Raw genomic sequence first — 17,921 nt, forward strand, 5'->3', positions numbered from 1 at the left:
TCGGTTCGCGGTGAATCCCCGCACCGGCGGCCTGGGCAGGCGTACCGTACGGGGCAGGAAGGAGGGCCGAGCTGTGGACGCCACCATGAAGACCGTCATCGGCGGGAAGCTCGTGGAGCTGCCGGGCACCATCGCCGCCGTCCGCGCCGCCATGGACCCTGAGCAGGCCGAACAGTTCGACCGCGAGATCGAGCACGTCCCCGCGGCCGAGCTGCCCGCCACCCTGGTGCGCTGGGCGCTGGCCGGCACTGGCGCCGACGACGAGGACGAGGCACTGTTCGAGCGCCTGGCCCGCGGCGAGGACGTCGGCGCCACCGACGCCGGCTCCCCGGGCTCTCAAGTGGCGTGAGCCGCTACCGCCTCCAGTACGCCCCGCCGGCCGACCAGGCCCGCCGTTCCATGCCCCATGCGCTGCGGGCGGCCTTCGACGCCGGGATGCAGCGCATGGCCGCCGACCCCTACGGGCACGGCTCCACCCCGGTCAAGGGCGATGAAAGCCGACGCGAGGCCACCGTCGGCTCGGTGGTGGTCCGCTTCTACGTCAGCGACGCGGTGCTGACCGTCACCGTCGTCCGCGTCGTCTACATCTGAAAGCTCCGGCAGCAAGTGCCATCCCGCCCGGCCGGTGGCAGAAGACCCTCCGCGGCCTTCTGCCACCGGTGGTTGTGCGGGCGTAGCGTGACGGGCACACGTCTGGTACACCAGGCGTCGCGGCGCGTACCGAAGAGGGGGAGTCGTGCAGGCAGGGACCGTGCTGGATGGCCGCTACCGACTGATCGAGCAGCTCGGTACGGGCGGGTTCGGGCAGGTCTGGAAGGCACACGATCCCAAGGTCGACCGGCTGGTGGCGGTCAAGGTCCTCACCGGCGACGGCAACGCGGACAGCGACCGGCAGGTGGCCCGGTTCGCCCGCGAGGCCGCGGTCGCCGGCGGCCTGTCCCACCCGCACATCGTCACCGTGCACGACTTCGGCTCCGCGCTGCACAACGGGCCGCTGTACGCCTACCTGGTGATGCAGCTGCTGCCCGGCAAACCGCTCAGCGCCGTCCTGGAAGACAGACGACTGCCTCTGCCGAAGACCCTGTACACGGCCGCCTGCGTCGCCGACGCCCTGGACGCCGCGCACGAGGCGGGCCTGACCCACCGGGACGTCAAGCCGTCCAACATCATCGTCCGCTCCAGCGGCAAGGCGACGGTCGTCGACTTCGGCATCACCAAGGGCAGCGACAAACGGCACGACATCACCACTACTGGCGTCCTGATCGGCACCCCGGCCTACATGGCTCCCGAAGCGCTGTCCGGCACCTTCGACCACCACTCCGACCTGTACTCGCTCGGCTGCGTGCTCTACGAGATGGTCGCCGGGCAGCGGCCCTTCACCGGCACGTCCTGGCACCTGATCAACCAGCACCTCAACGAACAGCCCGCGCCGCTGCGCACCCTGCGCCCGGACGCTCCCGGGGAGCTGGAGCGGTTGGTCAGCCGCCTCCTGGCCAAGGACCCGGCCCAGCGTCCGGACAGCGCCGACGAGGTTTACGGCCTCCTCGAGGAGATCCACGACCGTCACTTCGGCGATACACCGCCCAGCCGCGGCCCGAACATCGCCAGCGAGGTGGTCCTCAGCCAGGCGGAAGCCGCAGACGGCGCGATCATCCCCCTGCGCATCACCGCCCACAAGGCCTGTCCCGCCTGCGCCACCAGGGAAGACGAGAAGGCGGCGCGGGCCTGCACCACCTGCGAGGGGGAGGGCCAGGTTATCCGCGAGCAACGCACCTACAGGGTCCGCATCCCTGCCGGTCTCAAGGACAGACAGCAGATCCGGATCCGCGAGCTCGGCGGCCCCGGCAAGCACGGTGGTGCGCCCGGAGACCTCTACGTCACCGTGCACGTCCAGGACTGACCGGCGTTCCGGGCCCGATCAGGTGTGGGGCCCGGGGCGCTGACGGAGGGTTCAGGAGCGGGGTGTGGCCCGTCTGGGTGGTGGGATGCGGTCCAGCAGTTCCCACAGCGGGCGGGAGCCGGCCGCCCACTGCCCCAGGAGCTTGCGGTCGACCAGGTGCAGCTGCTGCTGCTTCCCGAAGTCGCGGGCCGGGGCGGAGAACCGGCCGTTGGTCACCAGCACCACCACGTCCCCGCGGTGAACCGGGCGGCCGGTGCCGTTGAGGACCTGCAGGTCCGGAGTGCCGACCGCGGCCCCGGCCAGGCCCTTGGAACGGTGCTTGCACTGAATCACCCAGCGCCGCCCGAACGGATCGGTGGCCAGCACGTCGCAGCCGTTGTCGCCGCGCCCGCCCAGCTTCTGCGCATCCGCGCAGCCGTCGCGGCGCATCAGGTCCCGCACCGCATACTCGAAGGCGTCGTAGTGCAGAGCGTCGAGCTGGGCCAGCCGGTAGCGCAGCCCCTGGGCGCGCACCCGCTCCCACCGCGCCCGCTGGGAGCGGGTGTGCCACAGCGCACCGCCGACGCTCGCGGCCGCTGCGGCCAAGAGCATCAGCAGCCACCAGTTCTCCAGCAGCCACCGCACCACCGCGCCGACCACCGCCAGCGCCATGGCGCCCACGGCTAGGACGGTCAGCAGATCGTTGCCCTGCTGCCTTCGGCGGGCCGGCCGCCGCTTACGGGGGGAGGAGCGCCGCGCCGGGCGCCGCCCGCTCACCGCCTGCTCCCGCGGACCGGGGCGGCCGGGGAAGTCAGCGGCAGGCCGATGCCGGCTGCCACTCCCGTCTCCGCTTCGGGCACCGGGCCGGAGCACGGGCCTGCTGCCGTACCGTCTTTGCGTTCGGCATCACGCATCGCGGCCACCTCAACCCCCCAAGGCCGTTGCTGGTCTCCTGCGTCAACCAACCATCGAAGCACACGCCACTGACAAAACGTCAGGCTTTGGGTACTTGGTGTGACGAGAATCGGTCTATCCGGGGCCGCAGCGCTACGAGCGGACCGGAGCGCCGCCGGCAGGGGCTCCGCGCCTCGTACCCGTAGTTTCTGGTTCTCGCGTGTTCCGGCCAGGAGGGCGCTTTACCGCCAAGCACCCGCAAACACCGGACAGCGCCCACCGGCTCCGGCTACACAAGAGGGCTGGGGCAGGCCTGGCTGCTCCGCCAGGACGAAGCGGCCGTGATCTGGGAGGTTGGGCAGTTGGTGACGATCAACGTGGCGGTCCTGCTCGCGGTCATTGTCCTCATACGGTTGCGCCGCCGCACCGAGGCCAGGAGCCGGTTCGACGAGAAGCTGACCGTCGTCATCGTCCTGGCCCTGGGCGTTCTCTTGGCCCCCACCCCGGTCGGGCAGGGCATCATGGACATCCTGTCCCAGCTGGTGAGCGGCGTCTCGCAAGCCGGCCTGTGAGCACCGCCCTGCAACGCGGCAGCCCGCAATCTGTCACAGGACGGTCAGGTGCACCAGGGTGAAGGTGTCGGTGCCGATGAGGATGACGCTGGCGATGTGGCCGCGGGCGATGATACGGAAGTGGTCGTCGACGACGTCGACCAGGAGCAGGAGCTCGTCCTCGCGGACCTGACCCGCGACCAGGTCCGCGACTGGCGGGTACGCGCGATGAAGGACCTGCAGCTGGTGTTCGACCACATCGACCGGTACGGCGAGACGTCGGCCCGGCGCATGTTCACCGGGCGGCTGGTGGAGCAGGTGCAGCAGGTGACTGGCCTCGCGCACCTGAACCTCGGCTACATCCCCGTGGGGGCAGGCACGAGCGGCGATGAGACATCCGGCGTGGAACTGGCCCGCGTCATCGCGGCCGCCAACGAGTCGGCCGGCCGCACGGTGTGGTGCGCGCCCTGAAGATCCTCGCGCCCGGCACGGTGCCGACGCGCGAGCCGGCCGACGCCGACCCGGAGCCCTCAGCCGCGCCTGCCGGTCCGGTGCGCATGCGGAAGACCGCCTCGGACGGCTACCGCCGTGCGCTTGCCGCGCACCAGGAGGTGGCGCCGCCGCGCCGGGTGGACCCCGCCATCGCGGACGCGGTGGAGCGGCAGACCGCCGCGATGCGCGCGCTCGCGCCCGTGCCTTCCCGGAGACCCACATGCCGGACGAGCAGCCGGCCCCGATCGAGGCGGCCCGCGTACAGCGCCGCCGCTAGGGCCTGTTATGAAAGTGCTGGTCACAGCCACTCGTTGATGGCTGCGACCAGCACAGTCGCCTCGTAGCGGACCGCGAGTTTGTCGTACCGCGCGGTGACGGCACGATGGCGCTTGAGCCGGTTGATCCCGCACTCGACCGCGTGCCGCTGCTCGACCGCGAGGTGGATTTTGCTGGTCAGTCCGCCGCGGGACCATCCCAGGCCGTGGTCGGCCGGCTCGACGAAGACCCCGCCGGGCGGCTCCTTCTGGAGGTCCTCCTTTTCGCCGCGCCAGCGGCGTGCTGGTGAGCCCGGCAGACGGTGGAGTCGACGTTGACATCCCAGGTGATCAGACCCTTCGCGTCCGCCTCGGCCTGGAGCTGGGTGAGGATCCTCGCCCAGGTGCCGTCCCGCTGCCAGTGCCGGAACAGGCCATAGACCCGGTCCCACGGCCCATAACGTTCGTGTACATCCCGCCAGGGAGCACCGGTCCGGGTCCGCCACCGTATGCCGTCTATCAGCTGCCGCCGTGTCCACACCTGCGGCTGACCCGGCTTGATGCCCTGCGGCAGCAACGGCTCAAGCCGGGCCCACTGGCCGTTCGTCAGATCCCCACGTCCCACGAGGCATGATCATCAACGAACAAGATCCACTCTCGCAACAGACCCTAGCCCGCGCGCTCGGCGCTCCGCCGGGGGTTGCGGGGTTCACAGTCCGGCGAGGTCACGGATGGTTGCGGTTCCAGAACGGACGGTCCAAGTTCCGCTGCCGGGCGGGGTCTCGTCGGAGCGGGCCTTGAGGTCTTCGACGTCGAGGGCTGGCGGCCATTGCGTGCCGTGTTCCGACCAGTGGACTCCGCTGAGATCCATGTCAGTTAGGTCGGCGTCGCTCAGATCGGCAGTGGTGAAGTCATTCAGGAGCGTGTGCAGCGAGTCCTCGTCGATCTCAGGGGGTTCCCGGCGGAGCGCCAGACCGATGGCCCGGCGAACCTCAGCAGCATGGATATCGAGGACGATGCGGGTGAGGTCGTGGGCGCGGTCGCGGACGCGGCCGAGGTCAAAGCCCCTGACGAGGGCGTGGGTGAAGTCTCGGGCGTGGGCGTGGGCGAGGGCCTGGGCGCGATCGAAGTCGAGATCGAGGGCGCGGGCGAGATCGAGGGCGAGATCGAGGGCGCGGTCGAGGTCGAGGTCTCGGGCGCGGTCTAGGGCGAGGTCTCGGGCGCGGTCTAGGGCGAGGGCGGGGTCGAGGGCGAGGGCTCGGGCACGGCCAAGGGCGTGGGCGAGGGCGAGGGCGCGGTCAAGGGCGCGGTCACGAGCGAGGGCGAGGGCGCGGTCATGGGTGAGGTCGTGGGCGAGGGCGAGGGCGCGGCCGAGGGTGAGGTCGAGGTCTCGGGCGTGGGCGAGGGCGGAGGCGCGGGCTTGGCTGGCTTCTTTAACACGGGGGTGGTTGCGCAGGGCCATGCGGTCTGCAGGGCTGAGGAGGAGGAATTCCTGTGCGCCTGTGTGGTCTTGGGGGGTGCCGTGTGTGCTGGGCGGGTTAGCGGGTTCGGGGGTGGGAGGCAGAACGGCCGCGAGTCCGGCTTCGGTGTCGAGGACGGTGTCGAGGTCGTCCACGGCGGTGTCGTGGCGGGAGTGGATGAGGATTTCGCGCAGCCCGGCTTCAGCGTCGAGGATGTCGTCCAGCGCGTTGGTCAGGGCGTGCTGGTGGTGGGTGAGCCGGTGGTCCACGGCCTGGTCACGGTGGTTGTGTGCTCGGTGGTCGGTCACTGTTCCTCCTCCCGTGCGTTGAGGTGGGCGGCGGCAGCGCGGCGGGCTTTCATGAGGTTGGCGCGTACGTTCTCAGCGGTCAGGCCGAGGTGGCCGGCGATGTCGGTGGGAGTGAAGCCGGCCAGGGTCCAGGCCAGGACCTGGCTCTGCCTCGGCGGGAGGCTGCGCAGCAGGGGCAGCACGTCATGCCGGGTCTCCCATTCCGCGATGGCATCGGGGCGGGCCAGCAGGGATGTGGGTTCGGGTACTTCTTCGACGGGTTCTTCGACGGAGGCGATCTTGCGGACGAGGGCGCGGGAGGCGGCTTTGTGGACCCACGCCTTGGGGTGAGTGATGCCGGTCCAGTTCCGGTAGGCGTCGGTCATGGCTTCCTGCGCGATGTCCGCGGCGGTCTGCACGCCGGCACCGTGGTTGACCAGGAATGCGACCAAGGGGCGGATGTGTGCGCGGTAGAAGGCGGAGAACTCGTCATCCGTCTGCTGCCGGGCGCTGTGGCGTTGTCCGGGCGGGCCGGCAGTTGTCGGTGCGGTGGCTGGGCGGCCGGTGCCGTCTGCCGCGTCGTAGGTGCTCACGTTGCCTGGTCCTCCCCATGGACCGGAGTGCGGATGATCGTCACGTGCAGGCGGTGGCCGTCACGGTGCTGGTCGTCCAGTTCGACCTGGTCGCCAACCGCTATCTTCTCGGTGACACCGAGAAGGTAGCGGTGCCGGTCCTGTTCGTGGTGAGCCTGCCAGCGAAGGCGCAGCCACAGTGCCAGCAGTGCGAAGGCCTTAGCGGTGACGATCGAGACGATGACGGTCGTGGCCGGGTCCACCAGGAAGTCCCCTTCTTTCCCGTACGGGCGCGGCCAGTTGGCCGGTCATGAGCTAAGGGGTGGAGGAAGCCTTGATCGTGAACGCGGGGCCGGAATTTTTCCGGCGGGCTTTCAGCCTGCCGCCGTCTCAACTCAGGCCCGTCCAGTCGCGCAACGGCTAGCTGGTCGCAGCCATCGACGAGTGGCTGCGACCAGCACTTTCACAACAGGCCCTAGGCCGCGGCGACTGAAGCCGCCGCGCTGCGCCGGGCGCGTGCGGAGAAGACTGGCCAGCGGATCGAGCCGCGTCGCCCGAAGCAGACGGCGTGACCGGCGGGTCAGGCACTGAGGGCTGGCTACTCGCGGCGCGCGAGTTCTTCGGGGGCGGGCACGTGCCGGGTGACGTACGGCTGGCCGCTGTAGTCGACGGTGACCGTCTGCCGCAGCACGTCGTCCTCGACGTCGTAGAAGACGTGCTCAATCTCCAGGCAGACCCGGTCGGTGGAGATGCCGAAGTCGCGCGCCTCCTGTTCGTTCACCTGCCGAGCCCTAGTGCCGGTGACGACCCGCACCGTGCCGGGCGGTGCGCCCGGCGACGGCTCGGCAGCACCCCACTGTCCCCGCGCCCACCCGTCCTGCGTCTCATCTTGATCCGCCATGGTCGCCACCGTACCGAGCACGCCGGTCCGGGAGGGATGTTCCCAACAACTGAGTCGCTCCCTGTGAGCCTCACGCGGCGTTTCCCCAGGTAGAAGCCGCGTCATATACGCCTGTGAGCCGCAAGGCAGGGCCTGCGCCTGCCCCTGACGACGTTCACACCCCACCCCCCCAAGAATCAGAGCAGGTTAAAAAATTGGATAACTAGATGGGTTAAATCTGCTAGGCTGGGGGGCGAAAGGAGATTCCCCATGGCATCTGAGGAAGAGCTGTTCGCGAACATCGACGCGCTACTGGAGGAGGAGCCGCAGCTGCCACCCCCGGCGGAGCGCGCCCGGCTGCGTGAAGCCGCCGGCATCACCCAGGCCCGCCTCGCGGCCGCACTGAAGACCACGACGCAGTCGGTGAAGAACTACGAGAACGGCCGCTCTGAGCCGAAGTCGCCGCGCCTGGAGGCGTACCAGCGGCTGCTGAACGGCTGGGCGGCGAAGTACCCCGCGCCCGGCACCGTCACGACCGCTCCGGCCGCCGTGCCGCAGTCGCAGGTGCCGAAAACGTTCACCGGCCCGGCCGCGCCCGAGGGGATCGAGGCGGAGCCTGCCGCGCCGGAGCGCTCCGCCCGCCCGGCGACGTCGTCGCGGCGCCCGGTGGCGAAGAAGGCGGCGAAGCCCGCCGTCGACCCGCGGTTCCCGCACGGCCCGCTCGCCGTGCTGGATGGCGACGGGTCCGCGTACGGCGTCGACGGCATCGTGCTCGACTGCCCCGCCCGCACGGTCCCGGAGCTGGTGGAGTGGACGCTGCGTGAGTCCGGCCTCGGTGCGCCCAAGCTCAACCGCTACGGCAAGGACGCCGACCCGCTGATCGTGCTCACCGCCGCGGCCGCCGTGAAGCTCGGGCTGCCCGAGCGCCTTCAGGGCCACGAGCAGCGCCGCTCCCTGCGCCTGCCGGAGGACCACCCGGTCGTCAAGCAGGTCGTGAAGGCCAAGTGGCAGCTCACGCAGCGCGGGTTCGGTCCGTGGGCGCGGATCTACCGCAAGGCGCAGGGGCGCGAGCGGCAGTGCGTGCAGCTGGCGATCCTGTCCTGGGACGCCCTCGATGAGCGGTCCTGGCCCGGCGTGGCAGAGATGGAGCCGGCCGACATCGCCCGCGTCCTCGGGGTGTACGCCCAGCGGGTCATCACCCCGCGCGGCTCCACCGCCGTCTCCGGCCTGGAGCTGATGACGGCACTGCGCCCGCCGACGAAGCCGGAGCGCGACACGGAGACCGGCAACTGGATCTCGGCCTACAACCCGGGCTCGCTGGGCACGGAGCCGATGAACCCGGCGCCGCCGGAGGCCACCCCGGAACACCCCGTGGTCGTGAACTCCGGCTGGACTGGCGGGTTCCTCAACGAGGAGGCGTACCAGTGGGTGCGGCCGGTGGACCTGCTCACCGATGAGGAGTGCACGCTGCCCTTCGCGGTCGGCCTGGACCTGAACACCGCCTTCCTCGCCGCCGCGGCCCGCTTGGTCGTCGGTCTGTCCGCCCCCGACCACTTCCACGCCCCGAAGTTCAACCCGAAGATCCCCGGGTCCTGGCTGGTCGACCTCTCCCACGTGGAGATCGACCCGCGCCTACCCAGCCCGTTCACCCCGGACGGCAGCCGTCCGACCGGCCCGGCCTGGTACGCCACGCACACCGTCGCTTACGCCCAGGAGCTCGGCTACGACGTGCACCCGATCGAGGCGTACCTGCGCCGCGAGACCGGCGCATACCTGGACCCGTGGCACGACCGCCTCAAGAACGCCTACGTCGACACCCTCGCCGACCTCGGCGTCACCCGGGACCTGGACGACCGCGCCTTCCTCGCCGCGATGGAGCAGCACAAGCAGGTCGACCCGGCCCTGGCCGCCGTCCTGTCCGCCATCAAGGCCACGGTGAAGGGCGGCGTCGGCAAGCTCCGCGAGCGCCCGCAGGGCCGCCACTACAAGGAGGGCGAGCCGTGGCCGGCCCTGGAGCGGCCGACCTGGCGCCCCGACATCCGCGCCGCCGTCATCAGCAAGGCCCGCGTCAACATGCACCGCAAGCTGTTGAACATGTCCCGGATGACCGGGCTGTTCCCGCTCGCCGTGCTCTCCGACTGCGTCGTCTACCCCTCGCCGGGCGCCTCCCCGCTGGACTTCCTGCCGTACGCGGCCTCGGGTAAGCCTCAGCCCGGCGGGTTCCGTCTCGGGCCCACGCCGGGCCTGGCGAAGCTGGAGGGCGTCCAGCCGATGCTGTGGGCGGTGGAGCTGATGGAGAAGGGCCTGAACCCGGCCCGCCACATCAAGGGCGGCGACGCCGTCCTGGACGAAGGGGAGTAGACGGTGGGGGAGATCGACGACGCGATCGAGCGGGCCGACCGCGAGGCGTTCACCAAGGACCCGCCCAAGACGTTGAAGGGCCAGATCGGGTTCTTGCTCAAGCAGTTCGGCAGCGCGAAGGCCGTCGCGGCGGAGATCGGGGTCACCGCCGACTCCGTGAACCGCTACCGGCGCGGCGCCCGCAAGCACGCCCGCGCCGACGTCGCCGCCAAGATCGACGGCGCCGTACGGGCCCGGTGGCAGCCGCTGGTGCGCAAGCGCCGGCGGAAGAAGGCCGCCACCACGGGCGGGATCACGGTGGAAACCAGGGCCCGGTTCGGCTACACCGCGCCAGTCGGCACGACCGACGACGGACGGTTCCGCAGGCTCACCGTGCACCTCCCCCCGCAGTACGCACAGCGCCTCTTCGACGCCCGCGACGCGGGGGCCAGCGACCAGCAGATGCGCGGAATCATCGCCGAAGGTTTCAAAGAAGTGTATTTCCAGGACGGCGGCGGTCGCGCTATGGGACTGTCGGACGTGGAAATCAACGACATCGATTACCTCGATCTGGATTACTGACTAGGAGCGAAAAGCGTGCCCACCGAAAATCCTGTGACTGAGCGCTTCAGTTGGCGAATGACACAAACCAGTTGGCGACGAGAAGCGTACGAGGCAGGACCCCACGCGGACCCCGCAGTGATCAGGTTGGCCAGGGTTCACGCCAGGTGCGAGTGTGCTGGGAGACCACGTCGGTGACCCTGCCGATTGCCGCCCTGGCAGCCGGATGCCTGTCCCATTGGTTCCATTGACGCTGTAGCGCGTAGGCAACAAGGTCGGCCAGCTGTACCCCCGGACTTGCGTGCGAGCTCACGAAGTGCATGGAGTCGATGACGGTCCTGAGCTTAGCCCCGGGCACTTCGCCCCAGCCCCAGTCCTGGAGTTCGGCAACCATCTTCACCGCCCGCAGTTGGTGTTCCTTCTGCTCGTCGGCGATGAGGATCTTGTTGCCCATATACCCGCTGTCGATCTTCTCCAGAAGGAACTGCAAGGCCAAGAGGTAGGCGTTCCCGCTCATGTCCCCGCCGTACCGAGTGCGCAGGCGCTCCTTGTGGATGCTGGCATGGGACACGCCGATGTCGAGATCGTTGATGACCGAAATCGCGTCCTCGTACACGGCGATGAGCCCGGCGTGCGGCAGGGAGCTCCAGTGGCCGGTGCCGTGCCAGATCTCGTTTCCGTGAAGCTCGAAGTCGGCTGGCACCCATCCCAGGTGGGTCCTCGCGATCTGACGGAACTTGTCTGCGAGGGGCTGCACATTGTCTTCATGCACGAGCACGGCGGCCAGCGTCAGTAGCTTCTGCTTGTTGGCGCCTTTCCCAACAGAGCCGGTCTCATCGATGTAAACCAGGTTTGCCATGCTTCGAGTAAAGCGGGCCGATACTCCCAGCGCGGGCAAGACCGCCAACTGAAACGCTCAATCCGCCAACTGAGGTGCTCAGTCACAAATCCGCCCATCGACCGCGACAAGAGCCACCTGACCGCCGTGGACGAAGAAGCCGTGCGCCTGGCCGACGTCCTGGAGGACCACCCGGGCACCAGCGACGTCACCGACGCTGACACCCGGGGCGACATCGTCTTCACCGCGGCCGGGCACTCCTGGGTGCTCGACTTCCAGGCTGGCCCCGACGGCGAGGTCTTCCAGAACCCGACGGACGCCCCGGCCCCGGCCCCGGCCCCGGCCGACGGTCCCGCCGCCGCCGTGCTGCGCGACGTCGTCGTCCCCGCGCTCCTGGCCCACTCCGCCTACCGGGCCGCCACCGCCGACGGCGATACCCTCACGGTCCACCTGGCCACCGGCCGCCACTACGCCCTGACCCTCACCCCGGCCGCCTGACGGTCGGCACACCTCGGGCCGGGCCCCGGCATCGCAACTGCCGGGGCCCGGCTCTCGTGCCGCCGCTCACCCCGTAGGAGGGATCTGCCCATGACCGCATCCACGGCGATCCGTCGCGCGTACCGTGAAGGGAGGACCCGCCGGGAGGACCAGATGAGCGCGCAGCCCGACCACGCACCCGTCACGCCGTACGCCCCCGCGCCCGGGGCGCCGGCCGAACTCCTCGCCCAGCTGCGCGCCGACGCGCGCGCCGCACAGTGGGTGCCGACCTTCGAGCGGGAGTGGGCGGCCGCCCTTGAGGAATCGCGGCGCACGTTCTCCCTCGCGCCGCTGTACGAGGTCGTCCAGGACTGGCAGAGCCGCCTCGCCTCCGCCCCGGCCGTCGACGCGTTCGTCGCCTCCGGCTACGACGACAGCGACTTCATCGACATGGCGGAGCTCCGCGGCAGGCGCCGGTGACCGAACAGCCGTACGCGGTCCGCTTCTCCGCCCCGGCCGCGAAGGTCCTCGACACCCTGCCCGAGCACGTCGAAGACACGGTGTGGGACGTCCTGGACGCCGCCGCCGGCGATCCATGGGGCTTCCGGCAGTGGAACACGGAGGACCCCGAGGGCGAGGACGTCCGGCACGCCTCCGTCGGCCAGCTGTCCCTCACCTACTGGGTGAACCAGCCCCTGCGCCGCCTGTCCGTCCTCACCATCACCTGGCTCGGATAGCCACCGGCGACAACGCCCTGACCCCGGCATCGCAACTGCCGGGGTCAGGGCGTTTCCGATCGTAGCCACGGCCGTATCTACCGGTTGCCACCCGGGCGGCAACCGGTAGTCACCAGCGGCCGCGGGGCCGTACCGGCGCGGCCGCCGCTGACCGTGGCCCGCGCCCGGGAGATGACGGCCGGGCTGCGCGAGGCGATGGACGACGTCCGGCGCTCCGTGGCGGTGCTCGCCGCCCGGGTCCACGACGCGCACGCCGCCCGCATCTGGCTCCCGCTCGGGCACAGCAGCTGGGAGTCGTACTGCCGGGCGGAGTTCGGCCTCAGCCGCGCCCAGGCGTACCGGCTCCTGGACGTCGCCCTCGCGCTCGCAGCGATCCATGGCGCGGTCACCGCCGGCCAAGCAGTACCTCGGCCAGGTCTCCGGCCGCATGGCCGAGCACTACGCACGAGTCGCCTCCTCCGAAATCGAGGACGTCCTGCACCACGTCTGGGTCGCCGGCCCGGGCTCCGCCCATCCGGGCAAGCTCCTCACCTCGCCCAGCCAGGGCATGAGCCGCGAGGCAGCCCGCGCGATGGCAGTGGATCTGTCCCGCCGCAGCACCCCAGCTGAGGGCGGGCTCTGCACCTTCCAGCCGGTCGTCCGCGGCGACGCCTGCCCCTGGAAGCTGAACTGCGAAGGCTGCGAAAAGTTCGTCATGTCCGGGGCCGACCTCCTCTACTGGCACCGGAAACGCGAGCAGTGGAGATCGCTCGCGGAGCGGGCCCCGGACGACGCCACCGCCGACTACCTGCACCAGGTCTTCGAGCCGACCTCCCAGGCCATCGACGGCCTGGAGAAGGCGCTCGCCGCACTCGGCCTGCTCGACCAGGCCCTCGCCATGGACCTGCGGCGCCCACAAGACTAACTTCCAGCGGCTCTGGAGCATCGCCTTCCGCGCCTCCGACCTCGCCGCCGCAGGTGAACAAGACGATCCGGACCAGTCGGAGGACTCCGAATGACCCAGACCCTTCCCACCCCCCGCACGGCACAGGCGCTCCAGGCCCGCCAGCAGCGGACCGAGGCCAGCCTCCGCCGGATCAAGGACGCAGTCACGCACTTGGTGAAGACCAAGACCCCCATCACGGTCTCGGCCGTCGCCCGGAACGCGGACGTTTCGCGCACCTTCCTCTACGAACACCCGCAGGCCCGGACGCTGGTGGAGGAAGCGACCCGCCGGGCAGCCGGCCGCCGGATCCAGGACCGCCAGGACGAACTCGCGGAGCGCGAAGCGTCCTGGAGGGAACGGGCACTGAACACCGAGGACGCACTCAAGGCAACCCAGGACGAGGTCCTGAACCAGCGAGCACAGATCGCCGAACTCCTCGGCCAGATCCGTGACCTGCGGACGGAATGGACCGAGGACGACATCGTCCGGATCACCACGGAGAACTCCATGCTCAAGAAGCGCGTCCGCGAACTGGAGCAGGAGAACCGGCGAGCGACCGACCGGCTCGCCGCGGCCCGTGACAACGTCCGCTTCGCCGACAAACGCATCGCCGACCTCGAAGCCCCACTACTCGAAGACGGACAACCGTCTCCCAGGGAGACGCCCTGATCCAGGGCTGGCCCGCCATGGCCGGTGGGTCTACAAGGCGGGTGGGACGCTGGGGAAGGCTTCGATCCAGCGGTCCAGCTCCTTCAGCTTCTCCCGTGCATAGGTGGTGTCCAGTGCTTCGATCGGGTCAGCCCACAGGATCGTCCCAGTACCTTTCCAACCGCCTTCGATGGCGTCAGCCAAATCCCGCAGCTGGTTAGTCGCGGAGCGCATCTGAGCCGTGCCATCGACCAGCACCGCCGCGCACGCAATCCGTGCCGCGATGAGAGCCTTGGACATCTCTGAGGTCATTTCGATGATCGGTACGGCCAGTTGGTGCTCCGCGTCCGCTTCTATGATCGTCTCGATCACCCTGTCCTGGTCCTTCTTCGCGCGCTCGGTAGTGAACGCCTCCCGCAGCCTCAGAGCCGCCGTATACACCTCCGCGAACCGGTTCACCCGCTCCTTATGCATCGCTACCTTCAGTGCCGCCTCGTGCTCCGTCTTCTTCATCGACACCTCGAATGCCTCACGGTCCTTCGCCAGGCGCCGGGTGAAGTACAGGTTGATCACGACCCCCACCAATGCCAGAAGCGCCGCAATGACGGTAGCCAACGGGATGAGGTTGCTGGTCTGCTGCGCGCTCAGGTTCATGACCCGATCCTCCCCGCGAGAGGCAGTGCCGGGAAAAGGTTTGAGCAAGACCAGAGGATCGGGGGAACTACCTCCAGGGGAAATCGGTACGACTCAGGGAGAGGTTAACCCCTGATCGAGTGAACCACGGTGAGTCCGCACCCACGTCCCCGACATGTTCGCTACGTGCCTGCCCAGGTCACAGCCACTCCAAAGACACTCCTGGCTGGAAAAGCACGCGAGACATCGGCCCGGCCGCCGCGGCCGCGCTCGATTACGGCCTGTCCCAGCGCGCCCTGATCGCCGTCTCCAGCCGTGCGGACGTCGTCGCGGAGCCTGATCACCCGCCGCCTCGCCACGCTCGCCCACAGCGGCCTCCAGGCCCTCGACACGGCCACGGTGCGCGCGGTGGTCCGCCAGGCCGTCCGCGACGTCCGCACCGCCCCGCCACCGCCCGCCGATCCGTCGGCGGACCCGGCCGTCGCCGCGCTGCGCGCAGTCGTCGACGACCGCGCGGCCAGCACCCACGCGATCGGCGAGCTGATGCTCGAAGTCGCCCCGGTCTACCTCTCCGACACCGACGCCGCCGACGTCCTGGCGCTGCTGTGCGAGCAGATCGGCGAGCCCCTCGAACACGGGCTCGCTGCGCGCCGCTACGCGATGTCCGGCGACCGCCGCGCCCTACACGGCACCGTGCTGTAGAAGCTGCTCCTGGTGCTGCTGCTCGGTTGCTGCTCCTGCTCCTGGTGGTGGTCGCCGGGTGCAGCAGTGCGGTCTCTGGGTGCTGCGCTGCGCAGCGCAGCATTTGCATGGGCCGGGCGCCGCACGGGTGCTGCACGAGCAGTAGCCCGCCCGGGCCGTGCAGCACGGCCAGCTGCTGCACGCGCTGCTCGGGCCGTGCTGCACCCGGCCGCCGACTCCTGCTCTGTGGGCTCCAGTACGACGGTGGGCCCGCTGCAGCGCTGCATAAGATCGCAGATCTGCGATGTTCCGGGTGGGATCTATGCACGGCTGCTGCATACAGCTCCGGGTGCGCCCGCTCGGGCAGACGTGTGTGTCCCTGCTGCACATTCCTGTGCGGCAGGGACACATTTTGCGGTCGGTTATCGCCCGGGGGTGATGACGGGCGGCGTCACCCGGCGGCGCGGACGGCCCGGAGCGGCTGGCTCTGGCGCTTGGGCGGCGCGGTCTCGTACAGCGGAACGGTGATCTCGGGCAGTTCGCCGGACTTGATGCGCTCGGCAGCGTCCTCGATCGCTTCCTCCAGCTCTTCCTGGGAGGCGTAGGAAGCGATGTAGGGGTGGAGGTAGTAGGTGCGGTACTTGCGGTCCTTCGGCCTCAGTACGAGGTTCCTGCTCTCCAGCAGTCCCATCGCGGTGTTCGTGGAGTTCCGCGACAGGCCCACGCGGGCCCCCAGCTCGGCCTGGGAGGCGTTCACCTCGCCGCCGGGCTCTTGGCGCTCGATGAGGGCGCTCAGCAGCTCCATGGCGGCCTTGGTGAGGTCCAGCCGGTACAGCATTCCGAAACCGGCGCTCGCCTGGATCAGCATGCCCGCCCCTCCTCGTCGACCACTTCATCTTCCCCGTCTTCGACAGCGAGCTCCAGCTGGACGCTGCGCGGTGGCGGTGGGGCGTTCAGGGCCGGGAAGACGTCTTCCGGCAGCTTCCCGTCCTTGTCGCGCAAGGAGTCCAGGATCTCGCGCTGCACGTCTCCGTTGCCCTCGAAGCCGAGCATCGGGTTCACGAAGATCAGCCCACTGTCCACGCGCTGGATCATGTGCCACTGCTCCAGGCGGCCGATCGCCCGGGTCACGTTCGACCGCTCCACGCCCAGCTTGTCGGCGATCTTCTTGTGCGTCGCGCGCAGCCATCCTTCGCGCTGCCGGCCGATGCACCACAGCAGGACCGCGGACTGGATCGGCGACATGCCGTGCTGGGCGATGAGCACGGCCAGGACGTCGGCGAGGAAGTCGTTGGACACCACGCTGTAGCCGGACCGCCCGTACATGTCGTGCGGCGCGCGGTACGTGTACCGAACGCTGACATCCATCTGCTGCACGGGCCGCTTACGGGTGGGCGGCTTGATGTCCTTGCCCAGCCGGGAGGACAGGGTCTCGCGGAAGGCGCTGTCGCCACCGGGCGGCACGGCGGCGATCCGGGCCTTGCCGCGGCCGGCGGTGGGGCGCTTGGGCTGGCGGGGCATCGACGGTGGTCCTGTCCTCGATCTTGGGGGTCGCGCCGGACACTAGCAGTTGTTCAAGCTCGGTTGGCAGATTTGTACATCCTGGCGTGGCCCTTTGGTGTCGGCGCCGACACAACGGTTTCGAGGTGTGTTCTCTGGAAACCAGCCCTCACCAGCAGCGTTCCGCACTTGTACAAGCTGGGTTGGCGAATACGGGTGTCGGTGTGACACCACGGACACATTTCCGCAGGTCAATGTGTCAGCGCTGACACATCACCTTTCGCAAAAGCCCAGGTCAAGGCACGTTCTCCGTGGTGCCCCTCTTTTCCTTAAGACGCACGCGCGCGCGAGGGCGGTACCAGGGTCTCGGGTTCTCGGGGCGACCCCGCTACCGACGGCACCAACCACGAGCAGCTGGCGGTGCGCTGGCATCACGGTTCTCCCCGCCCACGGCCGCCACCCGGCTCGTACGCCCACCGCACCCGCGCAGGCCCCCTTCGGCCCCGTAGGCGGCTCATTCAGCCACCGGCCTCCGTGCACAGGGCTCACGACGACACGCGCCCGCAGGCGGCTTCCTGAGGTGCCTCGGGCGGGGGATCGTGGCTGAGGCGGCTTCGCGTGCGACTCCATGGCCCCGTGCGGACCATAGGCGGCACCAGCGTTGCTGCGTCTCGGGTGGTGCCGACCGTGACGCTCAAAGGCAGGAAGGCGTGGCTGGCGACGGTGGGCGGTTCCGCCGCCCGGCCCCAGGGGGCCGTTCGGCTCCGGTACCTCCGCACGTCGAATTTCGAAGCTCGCATATCGGGGCTTCCGTTCTGTGGCTAAGCTGTCCAAGCCGCTGAATTCTGAATCGACCGGTGAGTTTCTGCCGGAGTCAGGGGTGGTGCATCCAGAACCCAAACACTACACAGCCAGCCAGGGTGATGCATTACGCGGACCTTGCGTTCTCTCTCGTGGGTAATACGCAACTCATTTCGGCTCAGGGAGGCGGATTGGCGTGTATACCGACGAGGCATTGAGGAACGTGAGCAGCCAGCTTCGAAGGTGGGGGAGGGGTTCGGGTGGAGCGCAGCGGAGCCCGTCACTGCGATGGGGTCGGCACCCCGTCAGACCGGCGGTCCGTCACCTCGGTTGTGGGGATGGTGGCTGCGATTCCCAAGCCCTACACAGACCCGCGCATGATGCACCTCCCCTTGCTGCCCGCGCAGGCGACCGCGCTTGCGCGGGTGCCCACAATTCGCGCTTGCGCGAATTGTCCCGCCTTTGGAATTCCGCTTGCGGAATTCCATTCCGTCGCTTGCGACGGAATCCG

General features: G+C 69.5%; 23 protein-coding genes and 1 pseudogene. 14 read left to right on the top strand and 10 right to left on the bottom strand.

The window, feature by feature from the left end; genetic code table 11:
• Nucleotides 1-73 precede the first annotated feature (73 nt).
• From V1L54_RS27365 to V1L54_RS27375, 3 genes are all read left to right on the top strand, one after another.
• Complete coding sequence (locus V1L54_RS27365; RefSeq protein WP_330120835.1) at nt 74-349, top strand: hypothetical protein; 276 nt, start codon at nt 74-76, stop codon at nt 347-349.
• 50 nt (nt 350-399) lie between these two features.
• On the top strand, nt 400-591 hold the full coding sequence (locus tag V1L54_RS27370) for a hypothetical protein (RefSeq protein WP_330120854.1): 192 nt from the start codon (nt 400-402) through the stop codon (nt 589-591).
• A 145-nt stretch (nt 592-736) separates the two neighbouring features.
• Nucleotides 737-1,900, top strand: a complete 1,164-nt coding sequence (locus V1L54_RS27375) for a protein kinase domain-containing protein (protein WP_330120836.1) — start codon at nt 737-739, stop codon at nt 1,898-1,900.
• A 51-nt stretch (nt 1,901-1,951) separates the two neighbouring features.
• Here V1L54_RS27375 and V1L54_RS27380 read toward each other — a convergent pair whose 3' ends face one another.
• Nucleotides 1,952-2,656 carry a restriction endonuclease gene (locus V1L54_RS27380; RefSeq protein ID WP_330120837.1) on the bottom strand — a complete coding sequence of 235 codons (705 nt, stop codon included), beginning with the start codon at nt 2,654-2,656 and terminating at the stop codon, nt 1,952-1,954.
• Between the two features lie 479 nt (nt 2,657-3,135).
• On the opposite strand from V1L54_RS27380, the gene V1L54_RS27385 reads away from it, so the two are divergent.
• The 3 genes from V1L54_RS27385 to V1L54_RS29590 all read left to right on the top strand — a co-directional run bounded on the left by V1L54_RS27385 (nt 3,136) and on the right by V1L54_RS29590 (nt 4,381).
• On the top strand, nt 3,136-3,345 hold the full coding sequence (locus V1L54_RS27385; protein ID WP_330120855.1) for a hypothetical protein: 210 nt from the start codon (nt 3,136-3,138) through the stop codon (nt 3,343-3,345).
• A 120-nt stretch (nt 3,346-3,465) separates the two neighbouring features.
• Nucleotides 3,466-3,795 (top strand): hypothetical protein, encoded by a 330-nt coding sequence (locus V1L54_RS27390; RefSeq protein ID WP_330120838.1) that lies wholly within the window; start codon nt 3,466-3,468, stop codon nt 3,793-3,795.
• Nucleotides 3,796-4,198: 403 nt separating this feature from the next.
• Nucleotides 4,199-4,381: a hypothetical protein gene (locus tag V1L54_RS29590; RefSeq protein ID WP_443076810.1), complete on the top strand. Its 183-nt coding sequence runs from the start codon at nt 4,199-4,201 to the stop codon at nt 4,379-4,381.
• Between the two features lie 140 nt (nt 4,382-4,521).
• Here V1L54_RS29590 and V1L54_RS29595 read toward each other — a convergent pair.
• From V1L54_RS29595 to V1L54_RS27415, 5 genes and pseudogenes are all read right to left on the bottom strand, one after another.
• A pseudogene (locus V1L54_RS29595) lies at nt 4,522-4,695 on the bottom strand (transposase); the annotation flags it as partial.
• Between the two features lie 84 nt (nt 4,696-4,779).
• Nucleotides 4,780-5,838: a hypothetical protein gene (locus V1L54_RS27400; RefSeq protein ID WP_330120839.1), complete on the bottom strand. Its 1,059-nt coding sequence runs from the start codon at nt 5,836-5,838 to the stop codon at nt 4,780-4,782.
• The gene (locus tag V1L54_RS27405; protein ID WP_330120840.1) at nt 5,835-6,410 is read right to left on the bottom strand and encodes an RNA polymerase sigma factor; all 576 of its coding nucleotides are present in this window, start codon (nt 6,408-6,410) and stop codon (nt 5,835-5,837) included. The genes V1L54_RS27400 and V1L54_RS27405 overlap by 4 nt, the downstream gene beginning before the upstream one ends.
• Entirely contained in the window at nt 6,407-6,652 is a 246-nt protein-coding gene (locus V1L54_RS27410; RefSeq protein ID WP_330120841.1) for a hypothetical protein, read from the bottom strand. The genes V1L54_RS27405 and V1L54_RS27410 overlap by 4 nt, the downstream gene beginning before the upstream one ends.
• A gap of 335 nt (nt 6,653-6,987) precedes the next feature.
• Entirely contained in the window at nt 6,988-7,290 is a 303-nt protein-coding gene (locus V1L54_RS27415) for a hypothetical protein (RefSeq protein WP_330120842.1), read from the bottom strand.
• Nucleotides 7,291-7,539: 249 nt separating this feature from the next.
• On the opposite strand from V1L54_RS27415, the gene tap reads away from it, so the two are divergent.
• Together tap and tpg are read left to right on the top strand one after the other, a co-directional pair.
• Entirely contained in the window at nt 7,540-9,630 is a 2,091-nt protein-coding gene (tap, locus tag V1L54_RS27420) for a telomere-associated protein Tap (RefSeq protein ID WP_330120843.1), read from the top strand.
• A gap of 3 nt (nt 9,631-9,633) precedes the next feature.
• Nucleotides 9,634-10,191: a telomere-protecting terminal protein Tpg gene (gene tpg / locus V1L54_RS27425; RefSeq protein ID WP_330120844.1), complete on the top strand. Its 558-nt coding sequence runs from the start codon at nt 9,634-9,636 to the stop codon at nt 10,189-10,191.
• A gap of 121 nt (nt 10,192-10,312) precedes the next feature.
• On the opposite strand, the gene V1L54_RS27430 is transcribed toward tpg, so the two are convergent.
• Nucleotides 10,313-11,029 carry a DUF3800 domain-containing protein gene (locus V1L54_RS27430; RefSeq protein ID WP_330120845.1) on the bottom strand — a complete coding sequence of 239 codons (717 nt, stop codon included), beginning with the start codon at nt 11,027-11,029 and terminating at the stop codon, nt 10,313-10,315.
• Between the two features lie 126 nt (nt 11,030-11,155).
• On the opposite strand from V1L54_RS27430, the gene V1L54_RS27435 reads away from it, so the two are divergent.
• The 5 genes from V1L54_RS27435 to V1L54_RS27455 all read left to right on the top strand — a co-directional run bounded on the left by V1L54_RS27435 (nt 11,156) and on the right by V1L54_RS27455 (nt 13,816).
• The gene (locus tag V1L54_RS27435; protein ID WP_330120846.1) at nt 11,156-11,506 is read left to right on the top strand and encodes a hypothetical protein; all 351 of its coding nucleotides are present in this window, start codon (nt 11,156-11,158) and stop codon (nt 11,504-11,506) included.
• 153 nt (nt 11,507-11,659) lie between these two features.
• Nucleotides 11,660-11,965 carry a DUF6247 family protein gene (locus V1L54_RS27440; protein WP_330120856.1) on the top strand — a complete coding sequence of 102 codons (306 nt, stop codon included), beginning with the start codon at nt 11,660-11,662 and terminating at the stop codon, nt 11,963-11,965.
• On the top strand, nt 11,962-12,222 hold the full coding sequence (locus V1L54_RS27445; protein ID WP_330120847.1) for a hypothetical protein: 261 nt from the start codon (nt 11,962-11,964) through the stop codon (nt 12,220-12,222). The genes V1L54_RS27440 and V1L54_RS27445 overlap by 4 nt, the downstream gene beginning before the upstream one ends.
• Nucleotides 12,223-12,598: 376 nt before the next feature.
• Complete coding sequence (locus tag V1L54_RS27450; RefSeq protein WP_330120848.1) at nt 12,599-13,126, top strand: hypothetical protein; 528 nt, start codon at nt 12,599-12,601, stop codon at nt 13,124-13,126.
• A gap of 90 nt (nt 13,127-13,216) precedes the next feature.
• A complete protein-coding gene (locus tag V1L54_RS27455; RefSeq protein WP_330120849.1) occupies nt 13,217-13,816 on the top strand; it encodes a DUF6262 family protein in 600 nt (199 codons plus the stop codon).
• Between the two features lie 30 nt (nt 13,817-13,846).
• Here V1L54_RS27455 and V1L54_RS27460 read toward each other — a convergent pair whose 3' ends face one another.
• Entirely contained in the window at nt 13,847-14,449 is a 603-nt protein-coding gene (locus V1L54_RS27460; protein ID WP_330120850.1) for a hypothetical protein, read from the bottom strand.
• Nucleotides 14,450-14,743: 294 nt separating this feature from the next.
• Here V1L54_RS27460 and V1L54_RS27465 point away from each other — a divergent pair, with 294 nt between their 5' ends.
• Nucleotides 14,744-15,130, top strand: coding sequence for a hypothetical protein (locus V1L54_RS27465; protein ID WP_330120851.1), 387 nt, complete (start codon nt 14,744-14,746; stop codon nt 15,128-15,130).
• Between the two features lie 430 nt (nt 15,131-15,560).
• On the opposite strand, the gene V1L54_RS27470 is transcribed toward V1L54_RS27465, so the two are convergent.
• Together V1L54_RS27470 and V1L54_RS27475 are read right to left on the bottom strand one after the other, a co-directional pair.
• Complete coding sequence (locus V1L54_RS27470; protein WP_330120852.1) at nt 15,561-15,977, bottom strand: hypothetical protein; 417 nt, start codon at nt 15,975-15,977, stop codon at nt 15,561-15,563.
• Nucleotides 15,971-16,630 carry a MarR family transcriptional regulator gene (locus tag V1L54_RS27475; RefSeq protein ID WP_039655034.1) on the bottom strand — a complete coding sequence of 220 codons (660 nt, stop codon included), beginning with the start codon at nt 16,628-16,630 and terminating at the stop codon, nt 15,971-15,973. Before V1L54_RS27475 ends, V1L54_RS27470 begins: the two co-directional genes overlap by 7 nt.
• Nucleotides 16,631-17,921 lie beyond the last annotated feature (1,291 nt).

This window comes from Streptomyces rubellus (genome assembly GCF_036323805.1).
GTDB lineage: Bacteria > Actinomycetota > Actinomycetes > Streptomycetales > Streptomycetaceae > Streptomyces.

Excerpts from the sequence above, each read along its gene's own strand:
- V1L54_RS27440 (WP_330120856.1), top strand. The coding sequence starts at position 11,660 with ATGAGCGCGCAGCCCGACCACGCACCCGTCACGCCGTACGCCCCCGCG.
- V1L54_RS27430 (WP_330120845.1), bottom strand. The coding sequence starts at position 11,029 with ATGGCAAACCTGGTTTACATCGATGAGACCGGCTCTGTTGGGAAAGGC.
- V1L54_RS27470 (WP_330120852.1), bottom strand. The coding sequence starts at position 15,977 with ATGCTGATCCAGGCGAGCGCCGGTTTCGGAATGCTGTACCGGCTGGAC.
- V1L54_RS27415 (WP_330120842.1), bottom strand. The coding sequence starts at position 7,290 with ATGGCGGATCAAGATGAGACGCAGGACGGGTGGGCGCGGGGACAGTGG.
- V1L54_RS27475 (WP_039655034.1), bottom strand. The coding sequence starts at position 16,630 with ATGCCCCGCCAGCCCAAGCGCCCCACCGCCGGCCGCGGCAAGGCCCGG.
- V1L54_RS27455 (WP_330120849.1), top strand. The coding sequence starts at position 13,217 with ATGACCCAGACCCTTCCCACCCCCCGCACGGCACAGGCGCTCCAGGCC.
- V1L54_RS29590 (WP_443076810.1), top strand. The coding sequence starts at position 4,199 with ATGGCGCTTGAGCCGGTTGATCCCGCACTCGACCGCGTGCCGCTGCTC.
- V1L54_RS27370 (WP_330120854.1), top strand. The coding sequence starts at position 400 with ATGCCCCATGCGCTGCGGGCGGCCTTCGACGCCGGGATGCAGCGCATG.
- V1L54_RS27460 (WP_330120850.1), bottom strand. The coding sequence starts at position 14,449 with ATGAACCTGAGCGCGCAGCAGACCAGCAACCTCATCCCGTTGGCTACC.
- V1L54_RS27450 (WP_330120848.1), top strand. The coding sequence starts at position 12,599 with ATGGCGCGGTCACCGCCGGCCAAGCAGTACCTCGGCCAGGTCTCCGGC.
- tap (WP_330120843.1), top strand. The coding sequence starts at position 7,540 with ATGGCATCTGAGGAAGAGCTGTTCGCGAACATCGACGCGCTACTGGAG.